This window comes from Methylobacterium sp. Leaf117, assembly GCF_001422985.1.
Classification (GTDB): Bacteria; Pseudomonadota; Alphaproteobacteria; order Rhizobiales; family Beijerinckiaceae; genus Methylobacterium.
Window position 1 is genome coordinate 122,459 of record NZ_LMNL01000039.1, and the last position, 18,277, is coordinate 140,735.

The 18,277-nt window shown below is 63.8% G+C and carries 18 protein-coding genes and 1 pseudogene; 9 read left to right on the forward strand and 10 right to left on the reverse strand.

All coding sequences use genetic code 11. The features are described from left to right. Positions 1-215: 215 nt before the first annotated feature. Together ASF57_RS23440 and ASF57_RS23445 are read left to right on the forward strand one after the other, a co-directional pair. The gene (locus ASF57_RS23440; protein WP_244477089.1) at positions 216-2,315 is read left to right on the forward strand and encodes a glycosyltransferase; all 2,100 of its coding nucleotides are present in this window, start codon (positions 216-218) and stop codon (positions 2,313-2,315) included. 77 nt (positions 2,316-2,392) lie between these two features. Then, a complete protein-coding gene (locus tag ASF57_RS23445) occupies positions 2,393-3,442 on the forward strand; it encodes a glycosyltransferase (protein ID WP_244477090.1) in 1,050 nt (349 codons plus the stop codon). A 12-nt stretch (positions 3,443-3,454) separates the two neighbouring features. Here ASF57_RS23445 and ASF57_RS25220 read toward each other — a convergent pair. Further along, positions 3,455-4,386, reverse strand: a protein-coding gene (locus tag ASF57_RS25220; protein ID WP_156376316.1) for an IS630 family transposase whose coding sequence is annotated in 2 segments (ribosomal slippage) — positions 3,455-4,065 and positions 4,065-4,386 — 933 coding nt in all. Because the reading frame shifts where the segments join, the coding sequence is not laid out codon by codon here. A 242-nt stretch (positions 4,387-4,628) separates the two neighbouring features. Here ASF57_RS25220 and ASF57_RS23460 point away from each other — a divergent pair. Then, positions 4,629-6,236, forward strand: a complete 1,608-nt coding sequence (locus ASF57_RS23460; protein ID WP_244477091.1) for a GumC family protein — start codon at positions 4,629-4,631, stop codon at positions 6,234-6,236. Positions 6,237-6,372: 136 nt separating this feature from the next. Further along, positions 6,373-7,221 (forward strand): WecB/TagA/CpsF family glycosyltransferase, encoded by an 849-nt coding sequence (locus tag ASF57_RS25225; protein ID WP_082504388.1) that lies wholly within the window; start codon positions 6,373-6,375, stop codon positions 7,219-7,221. A gap of 24 nt (positions 7,222-7,245) precedes the next feature. Here ASF57_RS25225 and ASF57_RS23465 read toward each other — a convergent pair whose 3' ends face one another. The 4 genes from ASF57_RS23465 to ASF57_RS23480 form a co-directional block, all read right to left on the reverse strand. Continuing rightward, positions 7,246-7,830, reverse strand: a complete 585-nt coding sequence (locus tag ASF57_RS23465; RefSeq protein ID WP_056488294.1) for an NUDIX hydrolase — start codon at positions 7,828-7,830, stop codon at positions 7,246-7,248. Between the two features lie 72 nt (positions 7,831-7,902). Then, positions 7,903-8,166 (reverse strand): sulfurtransferase TusA family protein, encoded by a 264-nt coding sequence (locus tag ASF57_RS23470; RefSeq protein ID WP_056488419.1) that lies wholly within the window; start codon positions 8,164-8,166, stop codon positions 7,903-7,905. 377 nt (positions 8,167-8,543) lie between these two features. After that, entirely contained in the window at positions 8,544-9,911 is a 1,368-nt protein-coding gene (locus tag ASF57_RS23475; RefSeq protein WP_056488297.1) for a glutamate--cysteine ligase, read from the reverse strand. 124 nt (positions 9,912-10,035) lie between these two features. Then, positions 10,036-10,788: a 16S rRNA (uracil(1498)-N(3))-methyltransferase gene (locus tag ASF57_RS23480; RefSeq protein WP_056488301.1), complete on the reverse strand. Its 753-nt coding sequence runs from the start codon at positions 10,786-10,788 to the stop codon at positions 10,036-10,038. 285 nt (positions 10,789-11,073) lie between these two features. Here ASF57_RS23480 and ASF57_RS23485 point away from each other — a divergent pair, with 285 nt between their 5' ends. Further along, a complete protein-coding gene (locus tag ASF57_RS23485) occupies positions 11,074-11,535 on the forward strand; it encodes a hypothetical protein (protein ID WP_056185037.1) in 462 nt (153 codons plus the stop codon). 63 nt (positions 11,536-11,598) lie between these two features. Then, a complete protein-coding gene (ubiA, locus tag ASF57_RS23490) occupies positions 11,599-12,555 on the forward strand; it encodes a 4-hydroxybenzoate octaprenyltransferase (RefSeq protein ID WP_056488305.1) in 957 nt (318 codons plus the stop codon). Between the two features lie 24 nt (positions 12,556-12,579). Here the strand turns inward: ubiA and ASF57_RS23495 are convergent, their stop codons facing one another. Further along, positions 12,580-13,059 carry a DUF6101 family protein gene (locus tag ASF57_RS23495; protein WP_244477097.1) on the reverse strand — a complete coding sequence of 160 codons (480 nt, stop codon included), beginning with the start codon at positions 13,057-13,059 and terminating at the stop codon, positions 12,580-12,582. Positions 13,060-13,388: 329 nt separating this feature from the next. Here ASF57_RS23495 and ASF57_RS23500 point away from each other — a divergent pair, with 329 nt between their 5' ends. After that, a complete protein-coding gene (locus ASF57_RS23500; RefSeq protein WP_056488310.1) occupies positions 13,389-14,216 on the forward strand; it encodes a 3'(2'),5'-bisphosphate nucleotidase CysQ in 828 nt (275 codons plus the stop codon). 137 nt (positions 14,217-14,353) lie between these two features. Here ASF57_RS23500 and ASF57_RS25230 read toward each other — a convergent pair whose 3' ends face one another. Both ASF57_RS25230 and ASF57_RS23505 read right to left on the reverse strand, forming a co-directional pair. After that, positions 14,354-14,584, reverse strand: a complete 231-nt coding sequence (locus ASF57_RS25230; protein WP_082504390.1) for an AsnC family transcriptional regulator — start codon at positions 14,582-14,584, stop codon at positions 14,354-14,356. Positions 14,585-14,805: 221 nt separating this feature from the next. After that, on the reverse strand, positions 14,806-15,015 hold the full coding sequence (locus tag ASF57_RS23505; protein ID WP_055956856.1) for a cold-shock protein: 210 nt from the start codon (positions 15,013-15,015) through the stop codon (positions 14,806-14,808). 289 nt (positions 15,016-15,304) lie between these two features. Here ASF57_RS23505 and ASF57_RS23510 point away from each other — a divergent pair, with 289 nt between their 5' ends. After that, positions 15,305-15,694: a hypothetical protein gene (locus tag ASF57_RS23510; RefSeq protein WP_056488313.1), complete on the forward strand. Its 390-nt coding sequence runs from the start codon at positions 15,305-15,307 to the stop codon at positions 15,692-15,694. A 6-nt stretch (positions 15,695-15,700) separates the two neighbouring features. On the opposite strand, the gene ASF57_RS25235 is transcribed toward ASF57_RS23510, so the two are convergent. After that, on the reverse strand, positions 15,701-15,919 hold the full coding sequence (locus tag ASF57_RS25235; protein WP_082504441.1) for a hypothetical protein: 219 nt from the start codon (positions 15,917-15,919) through the stop codon (positions 15,701-15,703). A 146-nt stretch (positions 15,920-16,065) separates the two neighbouring features. On the opposite strand from ASF57_RS25235, the pseudogene ASF57_RS23515 reads away from it, so the two are divergent. Beyond that, a pseudogene (locus tag ASF57_RS23515) lies at positions 16,066-16,644 on the forward strand (DJ-1/PfpI family protein). A gap of 724 nt (positions 16,645-17,368) precedes the next feature. Here ASF57_RS23515 and ASF57_RS23525 read toward each other — a convergent pair. Continuing rightward, positions 17,369-18,220 carry an NAD(P)-dependent oxidoreductase gene (locus ASF57_RS23525; protein WP_056488319.1) on the reverse strand — a complete coding sequence of 284 codons (852 nt, stop codon included), beginning with the start codon at positions 18,218-18,220 and terminating at the stop codon, positions 17,369-17,371. Positions 18,221-18,277: the final 57 nt, after the last annotated feature.

Sequence of the window (18,277 nt, forward strand, 5' to 3'; positions counted from 1 at the left end):
GGTCCGATGGGGGTTTTTGCGTCAGACTGCGGCACGCGGCCGGGTGGTATTGTGTATGGCGGGGTGCGTGTCACCGCCGACGCGGTCCTTTCTCCCGCGACCGCGACGCGACCCTGGTGTATACCGAGGCGTGCTCACGGAAGATTCAGGGTTCCCGCACATCCTCGGTTTGGCCCGCAAAGATGCCGTGGGACCGGATGGATGATCGACGCAGCGTGACCGGACGGCCTGACAACGCGGTCGCGAAGACCGACCTGGACGCCGCTGCCGCTCGCTTCGGGCCGGCCGCCCACGGGGTTGCGGACTGGCCGTTCCGGACGTCGCAGCCTGCCGATCGTGTTCCCCTGCCGGACGGCCGACCGTGGCCGCGCCTTCGCATCATCACCCTCGGGCAAGCTGCCGGCCCCGCTTGGCTGGCCACCCAAGCCTCTGTCAACGCTCAGGATTATCCGGACTGGTGCCACGACGTGGTCTCGCCGGACGAGGCGGCGGCGCGGCTGCCGGGCCTCGTATCCGAGGCCTCTGCCGAGGCCCTGCTGCTGCTCCGTCCCGGTGACCTGCTGGCGCCGGGCGCCCTGCTCGCCCTGGGCCTGCACTTCGCCCTGACCGGCGCCGACGTGGTCGCCGGCCTGCGGATCGTCTTCGACGAAGCCCCCCTCGGGCTCGATGCCCTCGCGGCGGCACCCGGCCCCCTCACCGACCCCAATCCTCCGGAAGGCCCCCTGGCGCCCTTCCGCGGCGGCGAGGTCCTGCTCTCCCGAACTCTGGTCCACCGCGCCGGCGGCCTCGATCCGGCCGCCCCCGACCCCGTCGTGGCGCTCTGGCCCCATCTGGTTCGCCGCGGCGCCCGCTTCGCCCGCATCGGCCGCCCGGTCCTGCTGCAATGCGAACCGGGCCATGATCCGCCACCGATGGCGCCTGACCTCTCCGTGGCGATCCTGACCGACCAGGGCTCTAGCGGCGGAGCCGGCATCGCCCACAGGCGCCTGGCCGACGCACTCGCCCTCGCAGGTCACCGTGTCAGCGACCACCAACTGACGGTGGAATCGCCTGCCGCTGCCGCGGAATGGGTCGAGGCGTTCCCCGACACGGAGCGCCAGCTACTCACGGGCGGCTACGATCTGATCCTGGTCGGCAACCTCCACGGCGCGACCCGGCGCACCACGATCCTGCGCCGCCTGGGACAGCGAATCCCGGTCGCTCTCGTGCTCCACGACCTGTTTCCGCTCTCAGGGCGATGCGCCTCGCCCTCCGGCTGCCCCATCCTTCCGGAGGGTTGCGATGCTCGCTGTCCCTCCCCCACCGCCTATCCGCAACTGGCGCGGAGCCGGATCGCCGGGGTCTATTCCGAAAAACACGCGATCCTCGCCGAAGCCTCAGCGCCCCTCCTCCTCGCCGCCTCGGACTGGACCGAGGCGGCCGCCCGTGACCTCGCCCCGGAGACCACACCGATCGCACGGATCGATCTCGCCTTCCCGACCGGCGTTTTCCGGCCGCAGGATCGCCAAAATCTCCGCCGCCAGCTCAGGCTGCCGCTCGAGAACGTGCTGGTGATGTTCGCAGCCGCCATCGCCGATGCGCCCGGCAAGGGAACCTCCGAACTCGCCGCGCTCCTGCGACGGATCGCACGGCCGGGGCTCAGCTTCGTCGCCGTCGGCCGCCTCGACGACCCGGCATCTCTCGACATTCCGAACCTCATCGTGGCCGGCCCGATCAGCGAAGAGACGGTGCTGGCGCGCTGGTACGGGGCGTGCGACCTCTACATCACCGCGAGCCGGCAGGAGACCTTCGGGCAGACGGCCGTCGAAGCCGGTCTCTGTGGCACTCCGACAGTCAGCTACGATGCGACCGGCCTCGCGACGGCCGTGATCGACCGCATATCCGGACGTCTGGCTCCGGTGGCACCCATCGCCTTGGAAGCCGCGCTCCGCGATCTGATCGCCGATGTACCGGCGCGCCGGCAACTCGGGTTCCTCGGACGCATCGCCCTGGAAAGCCGAAACAGCCACGCCGCGGCAGCTATGCGATTGAACGACATCCTTGTCGCGCGTCATATCCTGCCGCCTTCGGCTGGCGCAGCGCGTCTTCGGTTTACCCTTCAAACGCTATCGCAGTTCGCAATGGCCGAGACCCCTGCGATGGGGCGGGTGGGGACGATCCCGGCGCTCTCATCCCCACTCGTTCGGTTCGTGCGACGCATGAAACAGGCTGTGCTGGGACGCGAGATGCCGCTCTGGCTACGCTGGGTCCTCTATATCGCGGCGATTCTGCGCATGGCCCTCGACCATCGCGGATCCAGGCCGGCGTCACGATGACTCCGCCGTTGGACGCACCGCCAATGGACGATCCAGCATGCCGGATTTACGTGGATCACACGCATCTCCGTGGGCACGTGACCGGCATCGAGCGCGTCGCCATCGACCTGTTCCGTCCAGAGACGCTGCAGCCACATCCCGTCACATTGATCCGCTCCACCGGCCTGGCCGGGATGATCGCCGCCCAGCAACTCGGATTTCCGATCCGGATGCTTCGCGACCGCTCCGCGCTGTTCATCTTCCCAGGTTTCCCGCCAAGCCCCTTCGTCGCGCTGCACCGGCAGCGCTGCATCACCTATGTCCACGACACCTTCCTGCTCACCCGACCCGAGGATCTAAGCTGGAAAAGCCGGCTCTACATGGCACCGAGCTTCGCGTTCGCCCTGCGGTTCGGACGCACCTTCCTGGTCAATTCACGGACCACGGGCGAAGCGGTACGAGCGGTCTGCTCGCGCCGAGCCCTGGTCGCCCTCCTGAGACCTCCCGTTCACGACGTCTTCGGGTTGAGCGACCTGTTCGCGCGGCCACCCTATGAAGCCGGCTCCCCGATTAGGATTCTTGCGATCGGCACGATCGAACCGCGCAAGGATTACCCCGCGGCCATCGCCATCACGGCGGCGCTGAATGCATCCGGCATACCAGCCGAACTCCACGTGGTCGGCCGGGTCGGGTGGGGGGACCATGCCTTCCTGGGAGCGCGACCGCCATTCCTCACGTTACATGGATACTGCGACGACGCCGAGGTCCGGCGCGTGGCGGCTCAATGCCACCTGCTTCTCTCGACCTCAAAAGCAGAGGGGCTCGGACTGCCATTGCTCGAAGTACAGCACGGTGGCCTGCCGATCGCCGCACCCTCGGGACCCGTCTTCTCCGAGGTGTTGGGACGTTCCGGCCTTCTGATCGACACAACTCAACCCGAAAAAGCTGCCTCGGCGATTCTGAGCTGGATCAGCTCCAAAGACTTTGCTGCCGTCCCATCGATATCGCGTGCGAACGTCGCGAGCTGGAACGGCCTTGCCGCCCAGGACGCGGTTCACTTCTCAGCCTTCCTCAAACAGGGAGCCACCGCCTATCAGAATGCCAGAGACGCGCTCATTCAGCACGGCAGAAAGGGTCTGACATGCTAGAGCGGTTTCCACCTACTCCGGATCGTAACCGGCGGCAGCGAAGTAGTTTGCGCACTCGGTTGGGGTGAAGGCGTCGAGCAGATTGCCGACGACAGTCCAGAGCCGATCGACCGTGCGCTCGGCCGCTTTGCGCAGCAGCGCCTTGAGCTTGGCGAAGGCCATCTCGATCGGATTGAAGTCGGGCGAGTACGGCGGCAGGAAGCGAAGCCGTGCGCCGCTGGCCTCGACGGCGGCCTGGATTGCTGCGCCCTTGTGGGCGGGGAGGTTGTCGAGGATGACGGTGTCGCCGGGCCTGAGGGTTGGGGCGAGCACCTGCTCGACATAGGCCAGGAACCAGTCTCGCGTCATCGGCCCGTCGAGCACCATGGGCGCGCTCATCCCCGACATGCGCAAGCCCGCAACGAACGTCGTCGTCAGCCAGTGGCCATGCGGGATGCCCGAGCGTAGGCGCTGACCGCGAGCACAGCGACCGCGCAGGCGCGCCATACGGGTGGAAAGGCCGGTCTCATCGATGAAGATCAGGCGCTCGGGATCGAGGTCAGGCTGCGCGGCAAACCACGCCTCACGGGATGCGGCCACGTCGGGGCGATCCTGTTCGGTCGCATGCGCCGACTTTTTTTCCATGTCACCGCCCGGCGGGCGAAGAAACGCCACAGCGTACCCAATCCGACCGAGACGCTGCGCTCGGTACGCAGGCGCTCCTGCATCTCGGCAAGCGTGATGTCGTCTTTCTCATCGATGAGGGCGAAGAGGAAGGCTTCGTGCTCGTCGAGCTTGGAGCCAGGTGGACGGCCCTGACGCTGAGCCCGCGTCTCCCCTGTCCTCGTGGCGTGCGCAGCCCAGCGGATCACCGTGGCGATACCGACCCGATAGCGCAGGGCCGCGGCCCGGCGGGACAGACCTGCGCCCACTGCGTCCAGGACGCGACTGTAGGCACGGGCCATGGCGATCTCCCTGACGAACCTTCAGGGATCAACGCTCACCTCGCCGCAACGACTCAGGGATCGTGGAAAACGCTCTAGGCTTAAGTTATACCGCGGCCATAAGCGACAACACGCCGTAGGATTTTTCTTCATCAAGCTTGGTCCGCTAAAATCAACCATCTTTGGAAAACGATGATTCAGAATGGTTCGGGTGTTCCGTCGATAGTAGGGCTCCTTGTGGCATGCGATCTGCGGAACCTCGGGTGTTCGTCGTTTCTCGCGTCGCGATCGTCTCATTCCGGAACGGCACCGATCGGAAATGGGACGAATGCAGTTTGAACGGCAGGTCGGACTTTGCGCTTCAGGAGCGGCCAAGTCGGGAGACGGAACAGATGTTCGACTTCGGAAGCCAGGTTCGCGGGGAGCCGGTGATCGTCGAGACAACACCAAAGAGCAGCTTCGATGGCCGTCTGGCGCTGCGGCGCCTCTGGCGCGGGAAAATCTTGATCCTGCTGAGCGGACTCATGACGGTGATCATCGCCGTGGCACTGCTGAATACGATGACACCAACCTATACAGCCGTCACACAAATCCTGGTCGATCCGGCCGACCTGCCGGTTATTGCGAACGACCTCAGCAATCGCCAGCCGCAAGCCGACAGCGGCGTGTCGATTGCCGAGAGCCAGACTCGCGTCATTCAATCGGACAATGTGTTACGCCGGGTCATCGAGAACCTTGATCTGACGCACGACGAGGAATTCGTTTCGCCTGCCTCGACCAACCCTCTGATGATCCGGGTGAAAGCGATCCTCGGCATGGAAACGCCGCCGGCGAGCCGAGACCCCGTTAATCTCGCGCTGGACAACCTGCGCCTCAAGCTGGGCGTTCGCCGCGCCGAGCGGACTTTCGTGATCGATGTCTACGTGCAGACCCGGGATCCGGAGAAATCGGCGCGGATCGCCAACGGGATTGCGGATGCTTATTTCGCCGAGGAAGCTTCGGCTCGCACCGATGTTGCGCGTCGAGCTTCGGAAGCACTGACGAGCCGTTTGACGGCTTTGCGCCAAGCGGTTGAGGAGGCAGAGCGCAAGGTTCTGCAATATCGCGAGACGAACAAGCTCGTGACATCGAGCGGACGATTACTGAGCGATCAGCAGCTCAGCGATCTCAACCAGCAGCTTGTAGCCGCAACTCTCAGGTTGGCAGACGCCAAGTCTCGGCTGGATCAGGCCCGGCGAATGCGGACGGGGGAAGCTGGCACAGCCCTTCCGGAAATGCTGCAGTCGACAGAGATGCAGAACCTAAGGCAGCAATACGCCACCCTTTCGCGGAGTACGGCCGAACTCGCAGCGCGGCTGGGCGATCGCCATCCGGCCATGGCTGATCAGTACGCGCAACAGCGTGATCTTCAGCGACTGATCCAACGTGAGAAGGAGCGGATCATCGATACGTCACAGAAGGAGCATGATCGCGCCGCCGCCAACGAAGGCGCGGTTCGACGGAGTCTCGAGAGGGCCAAGGTGGAAACCGCCGGGAACGATCGGGCCAACGTGGGTTTGCGCGAGCTTGAGCGCGAACTGGATGCCCGCCGGTCGATTTACGAAGCCTTCCTGCGCCGCTCGCGCGAGACCAGTGAGCAAGAGCGCCTCAACAGTTCGAATGTACGGGTTATTTCGTCGGCGACGCCTCCACGCAGCCGCACTTGGCCTCCTTCGCCGAAGGTGGTCCTGCCGTTTGCCCTGCTGGTCGGACTTGCTGTTGGCTCAGGTCTGGCTCTGCTGTTCGGCGCACGGCGCGACCGGCGTTTGGCTTGGCCGGTTACCCAAAAATCGATGTCAGGTGCGCGCAGCTTCCGCGCCGTTGATGCGTGAGAACGTCCGTGAGTGTGCTCGTCCGCGCCACCAAGCCATGGGGAGGTTGGCGCGTTGGATCGCACTATGAGGTAGTGAACGGAGTTGTTCTACGTGGGGTAGATCAAACCGACCATTTGGATGGGCAGGGCATCTTTTGACCAACAACGACGGCAGGAGATATCAGGCGAGTTGCTCAGGTGACGACAGGCGTGTTCGCCTGTTCGACATCACGTTCACGCCCGGATCGGCCGTCGAAATCCTCTCTGTCGCCCGCGACCAATCTGTCACGGGGCCGCGCTTGATTGTGACGGCAAACCTCGATCACATCGTTACGCTCTCCGAAAACGCAGCATTCAGGAAAGCTTATGATCGGGCCGTTGCAAGAACGCTCGACGGAATGCCGCTGGTCTGGCTGGCACGGCTCTCTGGTGCGACAACGGCTCGAAGAGTCACCGGACATGACCTCGTGGAGGCAGCCTTCGCCGAGCAATGGCCGGCCGGCCAACGGATCTTCCTTATCTGTGCATCGGACATCGTCGGCACGCGCCTGACGGAGCGTCTTCTTGCGAAGGGCCTTCCGCGACACGCCATCGCCGTCACAGTCCCTCCTTACGGATTCGAGGCCGACGAAGGCTACGGGACACAACTCGCGGCGGCAGTGCGCGCACATGGTACGACGCTGCTGGTGTTTGGGGTTGGCGCTCCCCGATCCGAAATCTGGGTCGATCGCCAGGGTGAAGCCCTCGGCGGCCCAGTGGTGCTCGCCGTAGGAGAAGCTTTAAACGTCGCGGCTGGTTTGGTCCCTCGCGCACCCGTGATTCTTCAACGCGCCGGCCTCGAGTGGCTTTTCCGCTTCCTGAACGCGCCACACCGTCTGTTCCGTCGGTATTTCGTCCGATCCTGGCGCTTGGTTGGATTGGTGCTTCGGAGGTTTTTCGTCAGACACAGCCCTCAAAGAGCCACGACAGCATCCACACCAAGCGGTGCACGCGATTCACCCTGATCCAGGTTCAGCCACCGGGAATTTTCAGGAAACGACCTTGTCGGGGATAAAAAGATCCGGATGACGTAGTCGGAGGGAGAGGATCAACGTCAAGGTCTTAAGATCGGTGATATCACCTCGGTCGGTCATAGCGGCAAGCTCGTTCAGTGCCAATTCTCGGACAGTAATGTCCTCGTGCTCCCCGGCGAGTCCGCCTCCTGGGCCAACACGATCGACAGCGTCGTAAGCCCCCAGAAACAGATCGATCTGCTCTGTCGAGATTCCTGGCATGCTCCAGGCGCAGGTAACGAATTCCAGCTTTCCGAGACGTACGCCGGTCTCCTCAAAGGCTTCGCGTCGCGCGCCATCGTCCGCTTCGGCCTCATCGAGGAGGCCGGCAGGGACCTCAAGAACGGATGTCGCGCCGGCAGCGTAGAAGGCAGGGGCACGAAATTGCTCGACCAGCAGTGCGACGCGGCGAAGTGGGTCATAGGGGAGGACCGCGGCGGCGCGTCCGTGATCCTCGATCTCGCGCGCGAGACGGGTACCATCGCCCATCGTTACCTCTGCGACGAGGAACCGGCTCCAGCCGTCGTGCACAATCCGGGTGCCGCGGATATTTGGCGCCATTCTGCTCTCCCCGTTCAGATCACCGCGGTCAGGGCGATCGGATGTTTCGGGGCCTAGCAGGAGCTTGGCGCATCATTGAGGCGAGCCCGGCGTGATTTCCGTCGCGCTTCTGCGGATTGTGAATGACACATGGGTGGCCGTCGCATCCTGGCTCAAGAGGATGTCGCCCTCTTGGCGGACCAGATGCGGGATATCGATCGCCGACATCGGATCAGTACAGGTCACAACGAGAATTGTGCCTGGCGAGAGCCTCCGCAGCGCCTTTCGGGTGCGAAGCGTGGGCAAGGGGCATTTCAGGCCGCTGAGGTCAAGGCGCAGGGTTGAATCATCCGCCATCCGCATCCCCTAACCCGCTCATATGCCCAATTCCGAGCGGATCGCTTAACCACAGCAAAACCCCGGCAAATAGGAACGACTGCCCACCGGAACCTCGGGGTTAGGTTGAGGTTCTGACGTGTCCGGATCTTAAAATCAGTGACCGTAAGCCGGGTATCCATAGTCATAAGCGTATCACGGTCCGCTGTGGCCGTACGCCCCATATCCAGCGCCGACATAGCCCCGGTCATAATGCGTGCGGCCTCCAAAGGTGAAAAATCGCTCAAGTGAACGGAGGGTTCGGCGATTCATCCCCCTCAGGATCAGTGAAGCGAACCGGTGCGTGTTCCCTCCTACATTCCGGCGGAGATGGGGCCCACGATCCGGTCCCGAGACAGTCAGAAGATGCACTGGGTGAAAGCTGGCTCAACCGAGCGCTGCCAAGGCCCCTCGTAATCCGCAAGGCGGTCCTCAGCGAGCGACCGTCCAGCAGCGACGATTGCTTCGAGTGGCTGCAGAAAGTGGGATTCGTCCCGCCCGTGGCCATCCTTTCGAGCACGGGCGACAAGCCCCGCTCGAGCGATCGTCAGCGCTTCGGCAGCGACAGCCCCGAGAGGGCGACCGACGATGCGGGCGGCGAGCCCGAGACGCGGCACGGTCGCGCGCAGGCATTCTCGATCACTGGCGGACCAGTCCTTGGCGATATCCCAGGCAGCTGCCAGCGCCGCTTCATCGTAGAGCAACCCGACCCAGAAAGCGGCCTGTGCGGCAATCATCGCGGGTCCACCGACATCGGCACCCCGCATTTCGATGAAGCGCTTGAGGCGGACTTCCGGAAAGGCGGTCGAGGCATGGTTGGCCCAGTCCGACACCGTTGCGCGCTCACCCGGCAGGACAGCTAGACGGCCGGCCATCAGGTCGCGGAACGAGGCGCCGGACACGTCGTGGTAGGTCTCACCACGCTTGACGAAGTACATCGGCATGTCGAGGAGCCAATCGACGTAGGATTCGTATCCGAAACCTGCCTCGAAAGCGCGCGGCAGCATGCCGGTCCGATCGCCATCTGTATCGCGCCAGATCTCCGACCGCCGCGAAAGATACCCGTTCGGCCGTCCATCGGTGAACGGGGAATTGGCGAAGAGCGCCGTCGCCACGGGTTGAAGAGCCAACGCCACGCGCATCTTGGCCACCATGTCGGCCTCGGAGGCGAAATCGAGATTCACCTGTACGGTGGCGGTCCGCAGCATCATGTCGAGACCGAGGCTGCCGACCTTCGGCATATACGACGCCATGATCTTGTAGCGGCTCTTCGGCATCACGGGGGTTTCCTCCCGTGTCCACTTGGGACTCATACCAAGATCGAGGAATCCGATGCCGAGGCCGTCGGCCACCCGGGACGTGGCATCCAAATGCGCCTGCAGTTCGGCGGCAGTCGCATGGACATCCGGGAGCGGGGCACCAGACAATTCGAACTGTCCGCCCGGCTCCAGGGAGATCGCTCCCCCCTCCGCACCCGCGAGGCCGATCAGATGCCCAGCATCCTCGATCGCCTCCCAGCCGGTTTCCTGCGCGACCCCCTGCAACAGCGCATGAATGCCGTTTGGCCCTTCGTAGGGAACCGGACGATTACCGTCGCGATAGAAGGGGACCTTCTCGTGCTCCGTGCCGATGGCGAAGCGATCCCGCGGCTTCTCGCCCTCGGCAAACCAAGCGATGAGTTCGTCACGCGTGGTCAGGGGCGTCGTATCGGACGTATCGCGCGCCATGCGCAGCCTCTTCAGAAGGTCGTTCAAGGGAGAGGCGCGCCGGACCGCAGCAGCGTGGCCTCTATCTGGTCAACTCGCCTCATAGGCCAGGGGACCCCGGCGAACAACGCGCGACCAGACTGCCTCAGCGTGCGTCACCGAGGACCGACTGGACGAGCGAGAGCACCGCCACAGCTGCTGTGTCGGCCCTCAGAATGCGAGGACCGAGCGATAATGCCACCGTATTCGGACGCTCCAGGATAAGGGCGCGCTCCTCGGGTGCGAAGCCGCCCTCCGGGCCGACCAATACTGCGAGGGGCGGCGGCGCGGCAGGATTGGCCACCTGACGCAGCGCGAGAACCGGATCTGACACCGAGGCGTCCTCGTCGCAGAACACCAACAGACGCAAAGGGTTGAGGTCGGCAAGCGCAGCAGGAAGCTTGGCGACGTCCTGGATGACAGGGATTTCGAGGATGCCGCATTGTTCGGCAGCTTCGATCGTGTTGGAGCGCAAGCGATCGATATTGAGTCGTTCGTTCTGGGTGTAGCGAGTCAGAACCGGCCTGAGCGTTCCAGCCCCCATCTCGACCGCTTTCTGGGCCATGTAGTCGAGGCGTGCCGACTTCAGCGGGGCAAAAAGGTAGTGCAGGTCGGCGCGCTCCGGCTGTTGGCGTGTGCGCTCTCGCACGATCAGGTCAGCGCTCTTGCGGCCGGTCGGCGCGATCTCGGCACGCCACTCGCCGTCCCGCCCATTGAACAACAGCACCGGATCCGTCGGTCCTCGCCGCAGGACATTCAGGAGATAGTTGCCCTGCGCCCGGTCTAACGGGAGCGTGGCCCCGGGCACGAGTTCGGCTTCGACATAGAGACGCGGGGCGGTGAAGTCATAAGCGGCCATGACCGATGTGGTCGCGTGAGGTGTTTCAGCTGTCAACGGCTCAGGTTCAGCCGGGCCGCCCTGATGCTGATCCGCAACACGCCGAAACATTGCGCCGCGAATCCACATTCGATCCGGGTGTAGCGTTTGCAGCTTGAAAGACGCCACATTCCTATGCCGAAACAATGTGAAGACCGGAGTGCGCTCAGAAGCAGGCGCGTCCCAACGCGAAACAGGCCATTCCGCAGCCGGCGACTGGGCTGAGCCAGCCGGATCCACGCGTGGTGGGAGAAGGGATTTCGAATCATGTCGTTCAAAACCATCGCCGCCGCTGCTGTCGCTGGTGCGGTCCTGTTCAGCGGGCAGGCTTTCGCACAGGCTGCCGAATGCGGCGAAATCCAGCAGACGCTTCAGGCCCGAAAGGACCTCATCGGCAAGGCGAACGCCGCTTCGAACTCGAAGAAGAAGATGACGCCCGCCGAAGCTTGCACGCTCTTCGGGAAGCTCCAGGCCAACGGCGTCGCCGGGTTGAAGTGGATCACCGCCAACAAGGAGTGGTGCTCGATTCCGGACTCCTTCGCCGAGGGCTTCAAGGCTGATCATACCAAGGTGTCCGGCATCCGGACGCAGGTCTGCGGCGTCGCCGCCAAGGCCGCTAAGATGGAGGCTCAGGCTCGGGCACAAGCCCAGAACGGTGGCGGTGGCGGCGGCTTGCTCGGCGGTCCGGGGCTGACCGGGAGCTTGAAGATGCCGCAGGGCGCCCTCTGACCCGGTGCCATCGCATTCGTTGACAGGCCAGATCGCGTCGACTTGCAGGCACCGAGCGGGCCGATGACCGATGCGGGCTCCCACGGGGCGGACCACCGCGTCGCCGACGCCGTTGCCGGCCATTGGGTCGACCGGGTGGCGCCGCAGCGGGCACGCCCTTACCTCCGGCTTGCCCGGATCGATCGGCCGATTGGCTGGTGGCTGCTGTTGCTACCGTGCTGGTGGTCGTCCGCGCTCGCAGCCATCGCGAGCGGGGCAGCCGCTCCCAGCCCTCTCCATCTGGTGCTGTTCTTCATCGGGTCGGTAGCCATGCGCGGCGCCGGTTCGACCTACAATGACATCGCAGACCGCGATCTTGATGCGCAGGTGGAGCGGACTCGCTCCCGTCCGCTTCCTTCGGGCCAGATCCGGGCGCGCCACGCCGCGCTGTTCCTTGTGGTCCAGTCCTTGGTCGGCCTTGCCGTCCTGCTGCAATTCAATGCTGTGGCAATCGCCGTCGGAATCGCTTCCCTGATACCCGTCGCCATCTATCCGTTCATGAAACGGATCATGCCGGTGCCGCAGGCGGTTCTCGGTCTCGCCTTCGCCTGGGGCGCACTGATGGGGTGGGTGGCGGTGTTCGGGCAGCTCGATGCAGCCGCCCTGCTGCTCTACGCCGGCACCATCGCCTGGGTGATCGGCTACGATACGATCTACGCGGTCCAGGATATCGAGGACGACGAGATCGCCGGAATCCGCTCGTCGGCACGCTTCTTTGGCCGTCGGATGCGGGGGGCGATCGGGCTTTGCTATGGAGCCAGCGTCGGCTTCATCGCAGCAGCTGCACTCCTGGCTGGTGCCGGTGCCGTTGGTCTCCTCGGCGTCATCCTGTTCGCTGCTCATCTCGGTTCGCAGGTGCTGCGCCTCGACACGCGCGACGGACGCGGGGCGCTCATGCTGTTCCGATCAAATCGACAGGCGGGTCTGATCCTGTTTCTTGGTCTCGCGGCAGATGCTGCTTTGAAGCAGATTGTCGGCTGACGCCGATTCAATCTGAGAGGTTGATCAGCAGCGGGCGCCGGAGATAATTTCGCTCTCACCGCGATGGATCAGGGGGCGGACCGGAAGAGCACCGGTCTTGCGCCTGACGAGGAAGCGCGGGCGGCGACCGTTTAGCAGACCGTGACGGCGACGAGTGCGGGTCCGACCGAGAGCAACCGGACCGATCTGGTCCGACACACTCGCCAGTTCGCCATCCTCTTTGACGATCATACGCGGCAATCCGGACTTGGCTGCGAAGTCCCGCCAGTGCGCCACCACCTCATTCTCACAGAAGGGCCCGAGCCGGGTCAACACTCCGCCGGCAGCGTCGACGAGCAAGAGGTCAAAACGATCCTCGCCGCAGGCATCCGAATCATCCTCAGCGAAGGCTAGAGCGATACCGGCCGGGCGACGCGCTCCGCTGTGCGTGATCACCGGCAGATCGGATGCAGCGAATGCGGCAAAAAGCTCTTCAAAGGAGCCCGCCGGGGACATCCCATTCATGTTCGCGAAAGTCTTCATGGCTCGTACACCCTGTTGGTCCCGGTAACCTCTGTGGGCCACCCGTCTATGACAAGCAGAATTGCATCTAACCTCCTCAGACCGCCTTAAGAGTGAGCGTTAAGCGAGTATGGACAAGGGTGAAGCAGCCAGAATGCTCAACGTTTCCTTGCCGGGTTCGGCGACATTCGTGCGTATCGAGATCTGCGGAGCACCGCTTGTGACAATCCGCTCAGCACCTTAGAACAGGCGAGGCGCTTCCCGGCACACGCGAATGACGAGCGAACGGGCCTCGGCGCCAAGCCCAATTCCCATTACCTATCCGGAGACGCATGTCCCACCCGATCGCCTCAGACGCCGTGCATGCCCTCCTCCCCGCCTTGCGCGCTACGATCCGGGAGGCGGCAGCCCTCGCCCTGCCGTTCTACAAAGCCGGGGGACAGACGGGCGCACGTGTCTGGTCCAAATCCGGCGGCTCCCCGGTTACGGAGGCCGACGTGGCCGTTGACACGTTCCTGAAGGTACGGCTCAGCGCGATGCTACCCCGGGCGGCGTGGCTTTCAGAGGAAACCAGCGACAATCCCGTCCGGCTTGAAGCCGATCTTGTCTGGATCGTCGACCCGATCGACGGAACGCGAGCATTCATGTCGGGACACCCGGACTGGTCCATCGCCGTGGCCCTGCTGTCGGGCGGGCATCCGATCCTCGGTTTCGTGCATGCCCCCGTAACGGACACCTTCTACGAGGCGGCCGCGGGGTTGGGGGCGACGCGGAACGGCCAGACCATCGCAGCCTCAGACCATGCTGCTGTCGAGGGTGCCCGGGTGACCGGCCCGAAACCGATGATGGATCGGCTGGCACGCGGCGCCGGCTCGGCAGGGACCCGAGCCGACCTCGTCGCTGTGGAACGCGTTCCGTCCCTGGCTCTGAGGGTCGTTCGGGTCGCTGAAGGCTCCATCGATGTCGGCTTGGTTTCTCCCAATGCCCGAGATTGGGATCTCGCCGGTGCCGACCTGATCCTCCGCGAAGCAGGGGGAACCGTCTGCGATCTCAAGGGGCATCCCACGACCTACAATCGTCCGGACCCCGTCCATGGCGAGCTCGTCGCGGTGTCGCGCGGCCTTCGAGATGGCGTCGTGGCAGCCATGGGTCAGCTCTGATCCGATCCACGACACCCCACTCGGATACCAAACAGCAAAGCCCGACACCAAGGTGCCGGGCTCGACGTCACTTCGTTTGACTTTCCAGGACTGACGCGCCGATCACGCCTCCAAACGGAACTTGGTGGCTACTTTGATCAGTGATGCTCGCGCAACGCGATAGCTTCAGGCGCCATACCAAAGCGCTCAGCAAGATGCCAACGCAATTCGCGTGCCGAATGGTAGTTGTAAGATGTATCGATAAGGTGGCTGAGATCAATGGTCTTAGCTTCATGTGCCATCGACTGCTTCAGACGATCCACCTTGAAGGTCGCCGCATCAGTAACGGGCGAACGGGCGCCACGGCGCCGGGTGTATTCAAACAACATATTTTTCTTGTGTGCTTTCAAAAACGTGCAGGTTTTGCTTGCCGTATCTCGGACGTTTCAGCCCAAAACGAGCTTGGTACGTCGTTGGTGCTAAAGTTTCACCGAAGTCCGATCCGATTCACGCCACAAATCCTGTGGGGAACCGTCATGACCATCGGCAGCGGAAGCCTCGTCAGAGGCCCTGGAGGGTGACGCCAGCCCAAGGGCTGGCGCCGGGAGCGTCAGGCCGCCTGGAGGTTACCAGCCGAGTCCTTGCCGCTGCGCTTGTCGGTCTGAATCTCGTAGGAGATCTTCTGACCTTCGATCAGATTGCGCATGCCAGCGCGCTCGACTGCGGAGATGTGAACGAACACATCCTTGCCGCCGTCGTCAGGCTGAATGAAGCCGTAGCCCTTGGTCTCGTTGAACCACTTTACAGTACCGGTATTCACGAAATAGATCCTCGTATCGTTCGTCGATCAACAGCCTGCGTCTACTCGACGCAAGCAGCGGATCCTCTTCGGTAGGCCTGACGGAATCAGCAGGACGTGAGACGCTTGACGGTACAAGATCTCAGCTCACCGATACCCGCTACAACTCATGTAGTCCGATCATGCGGCCGCAACAAGGCATTCGATTCGACCTAAGAGCACTCTGGCGGGGCGGGCGGGGGCGCAGCCCCTGTGTTAATTGCCCCCCCGACCGCATATAAAAGTTCCCGAGCAGGCAGTTAGGCGATTCATGGCGGGCATCTCAGTTTCCCTCGAAGGGGCGAACATTCAGCTTTCATTCCAGAAGGACGATCAAGCGACAGCGGTCGTTATGGACGCGCGTGCCGCGCGCGCGCTCGTCCGCGCAGTGGGCCAACTTTTGACCGCCATCGACGAGCCTGATGACGGAGATCTTCCGGATGACCTGAGCGACGAAGACATCGCAATGCTCGATGTCACATCGTCAGCCATCGAAGTCGGGACTGACGAACAGGGCCAAGCTGTCGTAGCGTTGCAAGCGGGTGCCCTACCCCCCTTTCAGCTGCGCCTGACGGACGAAGAGGCCCGTCACGTTGCGACGAGCCTCTCCGAAATTCTCAGCGCACCGCGCGATGTGCGCGCTTCACACGGGGATCACTGACGAGGATCACATCCTGACGCCGGGGTCGGTCGGGCCGCCCGGCAGATAATCCGGCTCGGAGCCCGGGCCGGCCGGCTCGCCAATCCCGGGATCGTTAACCGGATACGGCGTTCGAGGACCGGTCGGTCCGATGTCGGGTTCTTCGTCAGGCGTAGGCGGGGTGGGCAGATCACCGGGAATCCCACCCGGCAAAGGCTCGGGAATCGGCAGGCCGGGATTGGCCATTTCATGGTTGGCCATGCGAAGCCTCCTGTTCTTGTCTGCGAGATGCCTGAACCAACACGGTCGAGCAGGGCGGGGTTCCGCCGGAAACCCGCATCCGATCGGACCCGTTCAGTTCCACATTCTCACCCAGGTCCGGAGAGTTCTGAATGGTTGATATCAGGCAGGCTAATGTCTTGATCATCGCAACCGCCGGCTTTGAAGAGACACAGCTGACGGTTCCGCAAAGCAAGCTGAATCAAGCCGGCGCGATTGTTCACATTGCTGCCCCAAAGTCTCGGAGTGGATCGGAATCTATTCGTGGACGGGACAAGGCGGACCGGAGAAAGAACGTCGGCTACGATCAGAACATCGAAACTATAAACCAGAACGGCTACGATGCGCTGATACTTCCTGGCGGACAGATCAACCGAGACAAGTTGCGCCTTAAGCCAAGCGCTTTGGATGTCGTTTGAAGCTTTGTGGAGTCCGGCAGGGACGTGGCCGCCATCTGTCACGCGCCCTGGCTTCTCATCGAGGTCGGGGCGGCGAAGGGTCGTCGGATGACCTCATTCGCGTCGATCAGCACGGACGTCGTCAACGCCGGCGCGGAGCGGCAAGATCCGCCGGTGGTTGCCGATCAAGGCATCGTCACGAGCCGTAACCCGGGCGAGCTCGATGCTTTCAGTGCCAAGATCATCGAGGAGATCGAACAATGGAATCACGGCGTTCGACGGCTTGCCGCCTAGGGGCCTCCCATATCAGCAGCCCGTGAGCGGTCAGAGATCGCGCGCGGTCTGTTGGCGGGATCAGTGCTTGATGACCGTTTTCTGAATCTTTGCCTGATCTGGGACGGCGCCGGCGAAGAGCTCAGACAGCCGACGCTGATCAAGAGTTCTGGCGAAGTCGGGAGCTGCCTCAACGCGGGCCGTCCCTTCCGAGGAGCGCGATGTGATCGACCCGGTGGTGAGGGGATCAGCGGCATCCGCCGGAACTCGGACAGAAGAGGCAGGCTCGCGCTGCAGGCGCAAGGTCCAGTGGGCGGCGGTGGAGAGCGCAGCGACCGCGAGGATCGCCTTGATGCCACCCGTCAGGAGGCGTCTCATGTGGTCAGGCCCGAAACTACGCGTTGGCACCCGGCCGGTTCCCCGACCGACTCCTACACTTGCCGATGAGCGTTAACGACCACCATCCTGGCGAACAAACTACGCGTTTCAATTCGGTGCGCTTTATCGATGTGGGCCTTGCGCCACAGCAGCGGTTCCTGTTCCCCGCGTCCGTGACACGCCTGTCGCTACCCGGCCCACAAGGCCTCACAGGAACGCCGCAGAGAACTGGTCCGCATCGCCCCGTCACGACAGACCCCGCCACCATGCCAAGCCCGAGAGGGTTCGCGAAACCGTCGGGCGCCTCAGCAGCAGGGATCGCCGATGTAGGTGGCGGAAGCGAGGGCGGCAACCGGGAACAGCCGCGTCATACCGGCTGCGACGATCCGCACGCCGTCGCGAAGGCCTGCAAGGTCGCGCGCTCATTGTCGGACGCGGGGTCCGATAACCGGGCGTAAAGGCCTGCGGCACCTGAGAAAACCTGACGGCCATCTGAATCGTCGCCGAGGAACGCGGCGATTTCGTGCATCTCGGCGACCCAGCGTCGGGCCTTCGGGATCATATCGGGGAGATTGCGGGCGAAGCGTGAGAACAGCTCCGGCTCGTTCTCGGCGAGTTCGGCCCGCAGGGCGTCGCCGGCCCCGGCACGATCGGCAGCGAGCACCATGATGGACGCGAGGGCGGTGAGCCCCTTGTTGATGCCCGCATAGGACATTTTCAAGGCCGAAGCGGCGCCGATGCCACCCTCAACGACGCGGAGGTCGACACCGAGGTCGCGTAGAGGTCGCGCAGTTTCCGGAGCCTCACCGGACACATGGACACGCGGACCGCGTGTGCCGGGCTTCGGTGGCAGGCCGATGATCGCAGCGTCCAGGAAGGTCGCACCGGTCGGCCGGATCAGGTCGGCGATCCGCCGGACCGTCACGACGTTGACCGCGTTGCAATCGACATAGACCGGCTTGCGCGTCGCGGTGGCCAGGATCGGGGCGAGTTGTTCGGCCAGCGTCTCGGCCTCGGCGGGGGGTACGATCGAGAGCAGGAGGTCGGCACCCATCAGGCCGACGAGGTCGGTTCCGATCATGCCGGCGGCGCGCGCCCGCGATTGGGTGGCGGAACTCCGTCCGTCGAGGACCGTCAGCACCGTGCCCCCGTTCTCGGTGAGACGGGCCGCGAGGGCGCTGCCCATAGCCCCTGCGGCTAGGATGGCGATGGTCGGCATGGGGCGGGCTTCCTCCGGAACGGGAACGACCACGCCGCGGCTTAGGGCTGCGGCGTG

Coding starts and splice junctions, on each gene's coding strand:
- ASF57_RS23465 (WP_056488294.1), bottom strand. CDS start 7,830: ATGGCGCCAAATATCCGCGGCACCCGGATTGTGCACGACGGCTGGAGC.
- ASF57_RS23470 (WP_056488419.1), bottom strand. CDS start 8,166: ATGGCGGATGATTCAACCCTGCGCCTTGACCTCAGCGGCCTGAAATGC.
- ASF57_RS23475 (WP_056488297.1), bottom strand. CDS start 9,911: ATGGCGCGCGATACGTCCGATACGACGCCCCTGACCACGCGTGACGAA.
- ASF57_RS23480 (WP_056488301.1), bottom strand. CDS start 10,788: ATGGCCGCTTATGACTTCACCGCCCCGCGTCTCTATGTCGAAGCCGAA.
- ASF57_RS23485 (WP_056185037.1), top strand. CDS start 11,074: ATGTCGTTCAAAACCATCGCCGCCGCTGCTGTCGCTGGTGCGGTCCTG.
- ubiA (WP_056488305.1), top strand. CDS start 11,599: ATGACCGATGCGGGCTCCCACGGGGCGGACCACCGCGTCGCCGACGCC.
- ASF57_RS23495 (WP_244477097.1), bottom strand. CDS start 13,059: ATGAATGGGATGTCCCCGGCGGGCTCCTTTGAAGAGCTTTTTGCCGCA.
- ASF57_RS23500 (WP_056488310.1), top strand. CDS start 13,389: ATGTCCCACCCGATCGCCTCAGACGCCGTGCATGCCCTCCTCCCCGCC.
- ASF57_RS25230 (WP_082504390.1), bottom strand. CDS start 14,584: ATGTTGTTTGAATACACCCGGCGCCGTGGCGCCCGTTCGCCCGTTACT.
- ASF57_RS23510 (WP_056488313.1), top strand. CDS start 15,305: ATGGCGGGCATCTCAGTTTCCCTCGAAGGGGCGAACATTCAGCTTTCA.
- ASF57_RS25235 (WP_082504441.1), bottom strand. CDS start 15,919: ATGGCCAATCCCGGCCTGCCGATTCCCGAGCCTTTGCCGGGTGGGATT.
- ASF57_RS23525 (WP_056488319.1), bottom strand. CDS start 18,220: ATGCCGACCATCGCCATCCTAGCCGCAGGGGCTATGGGCAGCGCCCTC.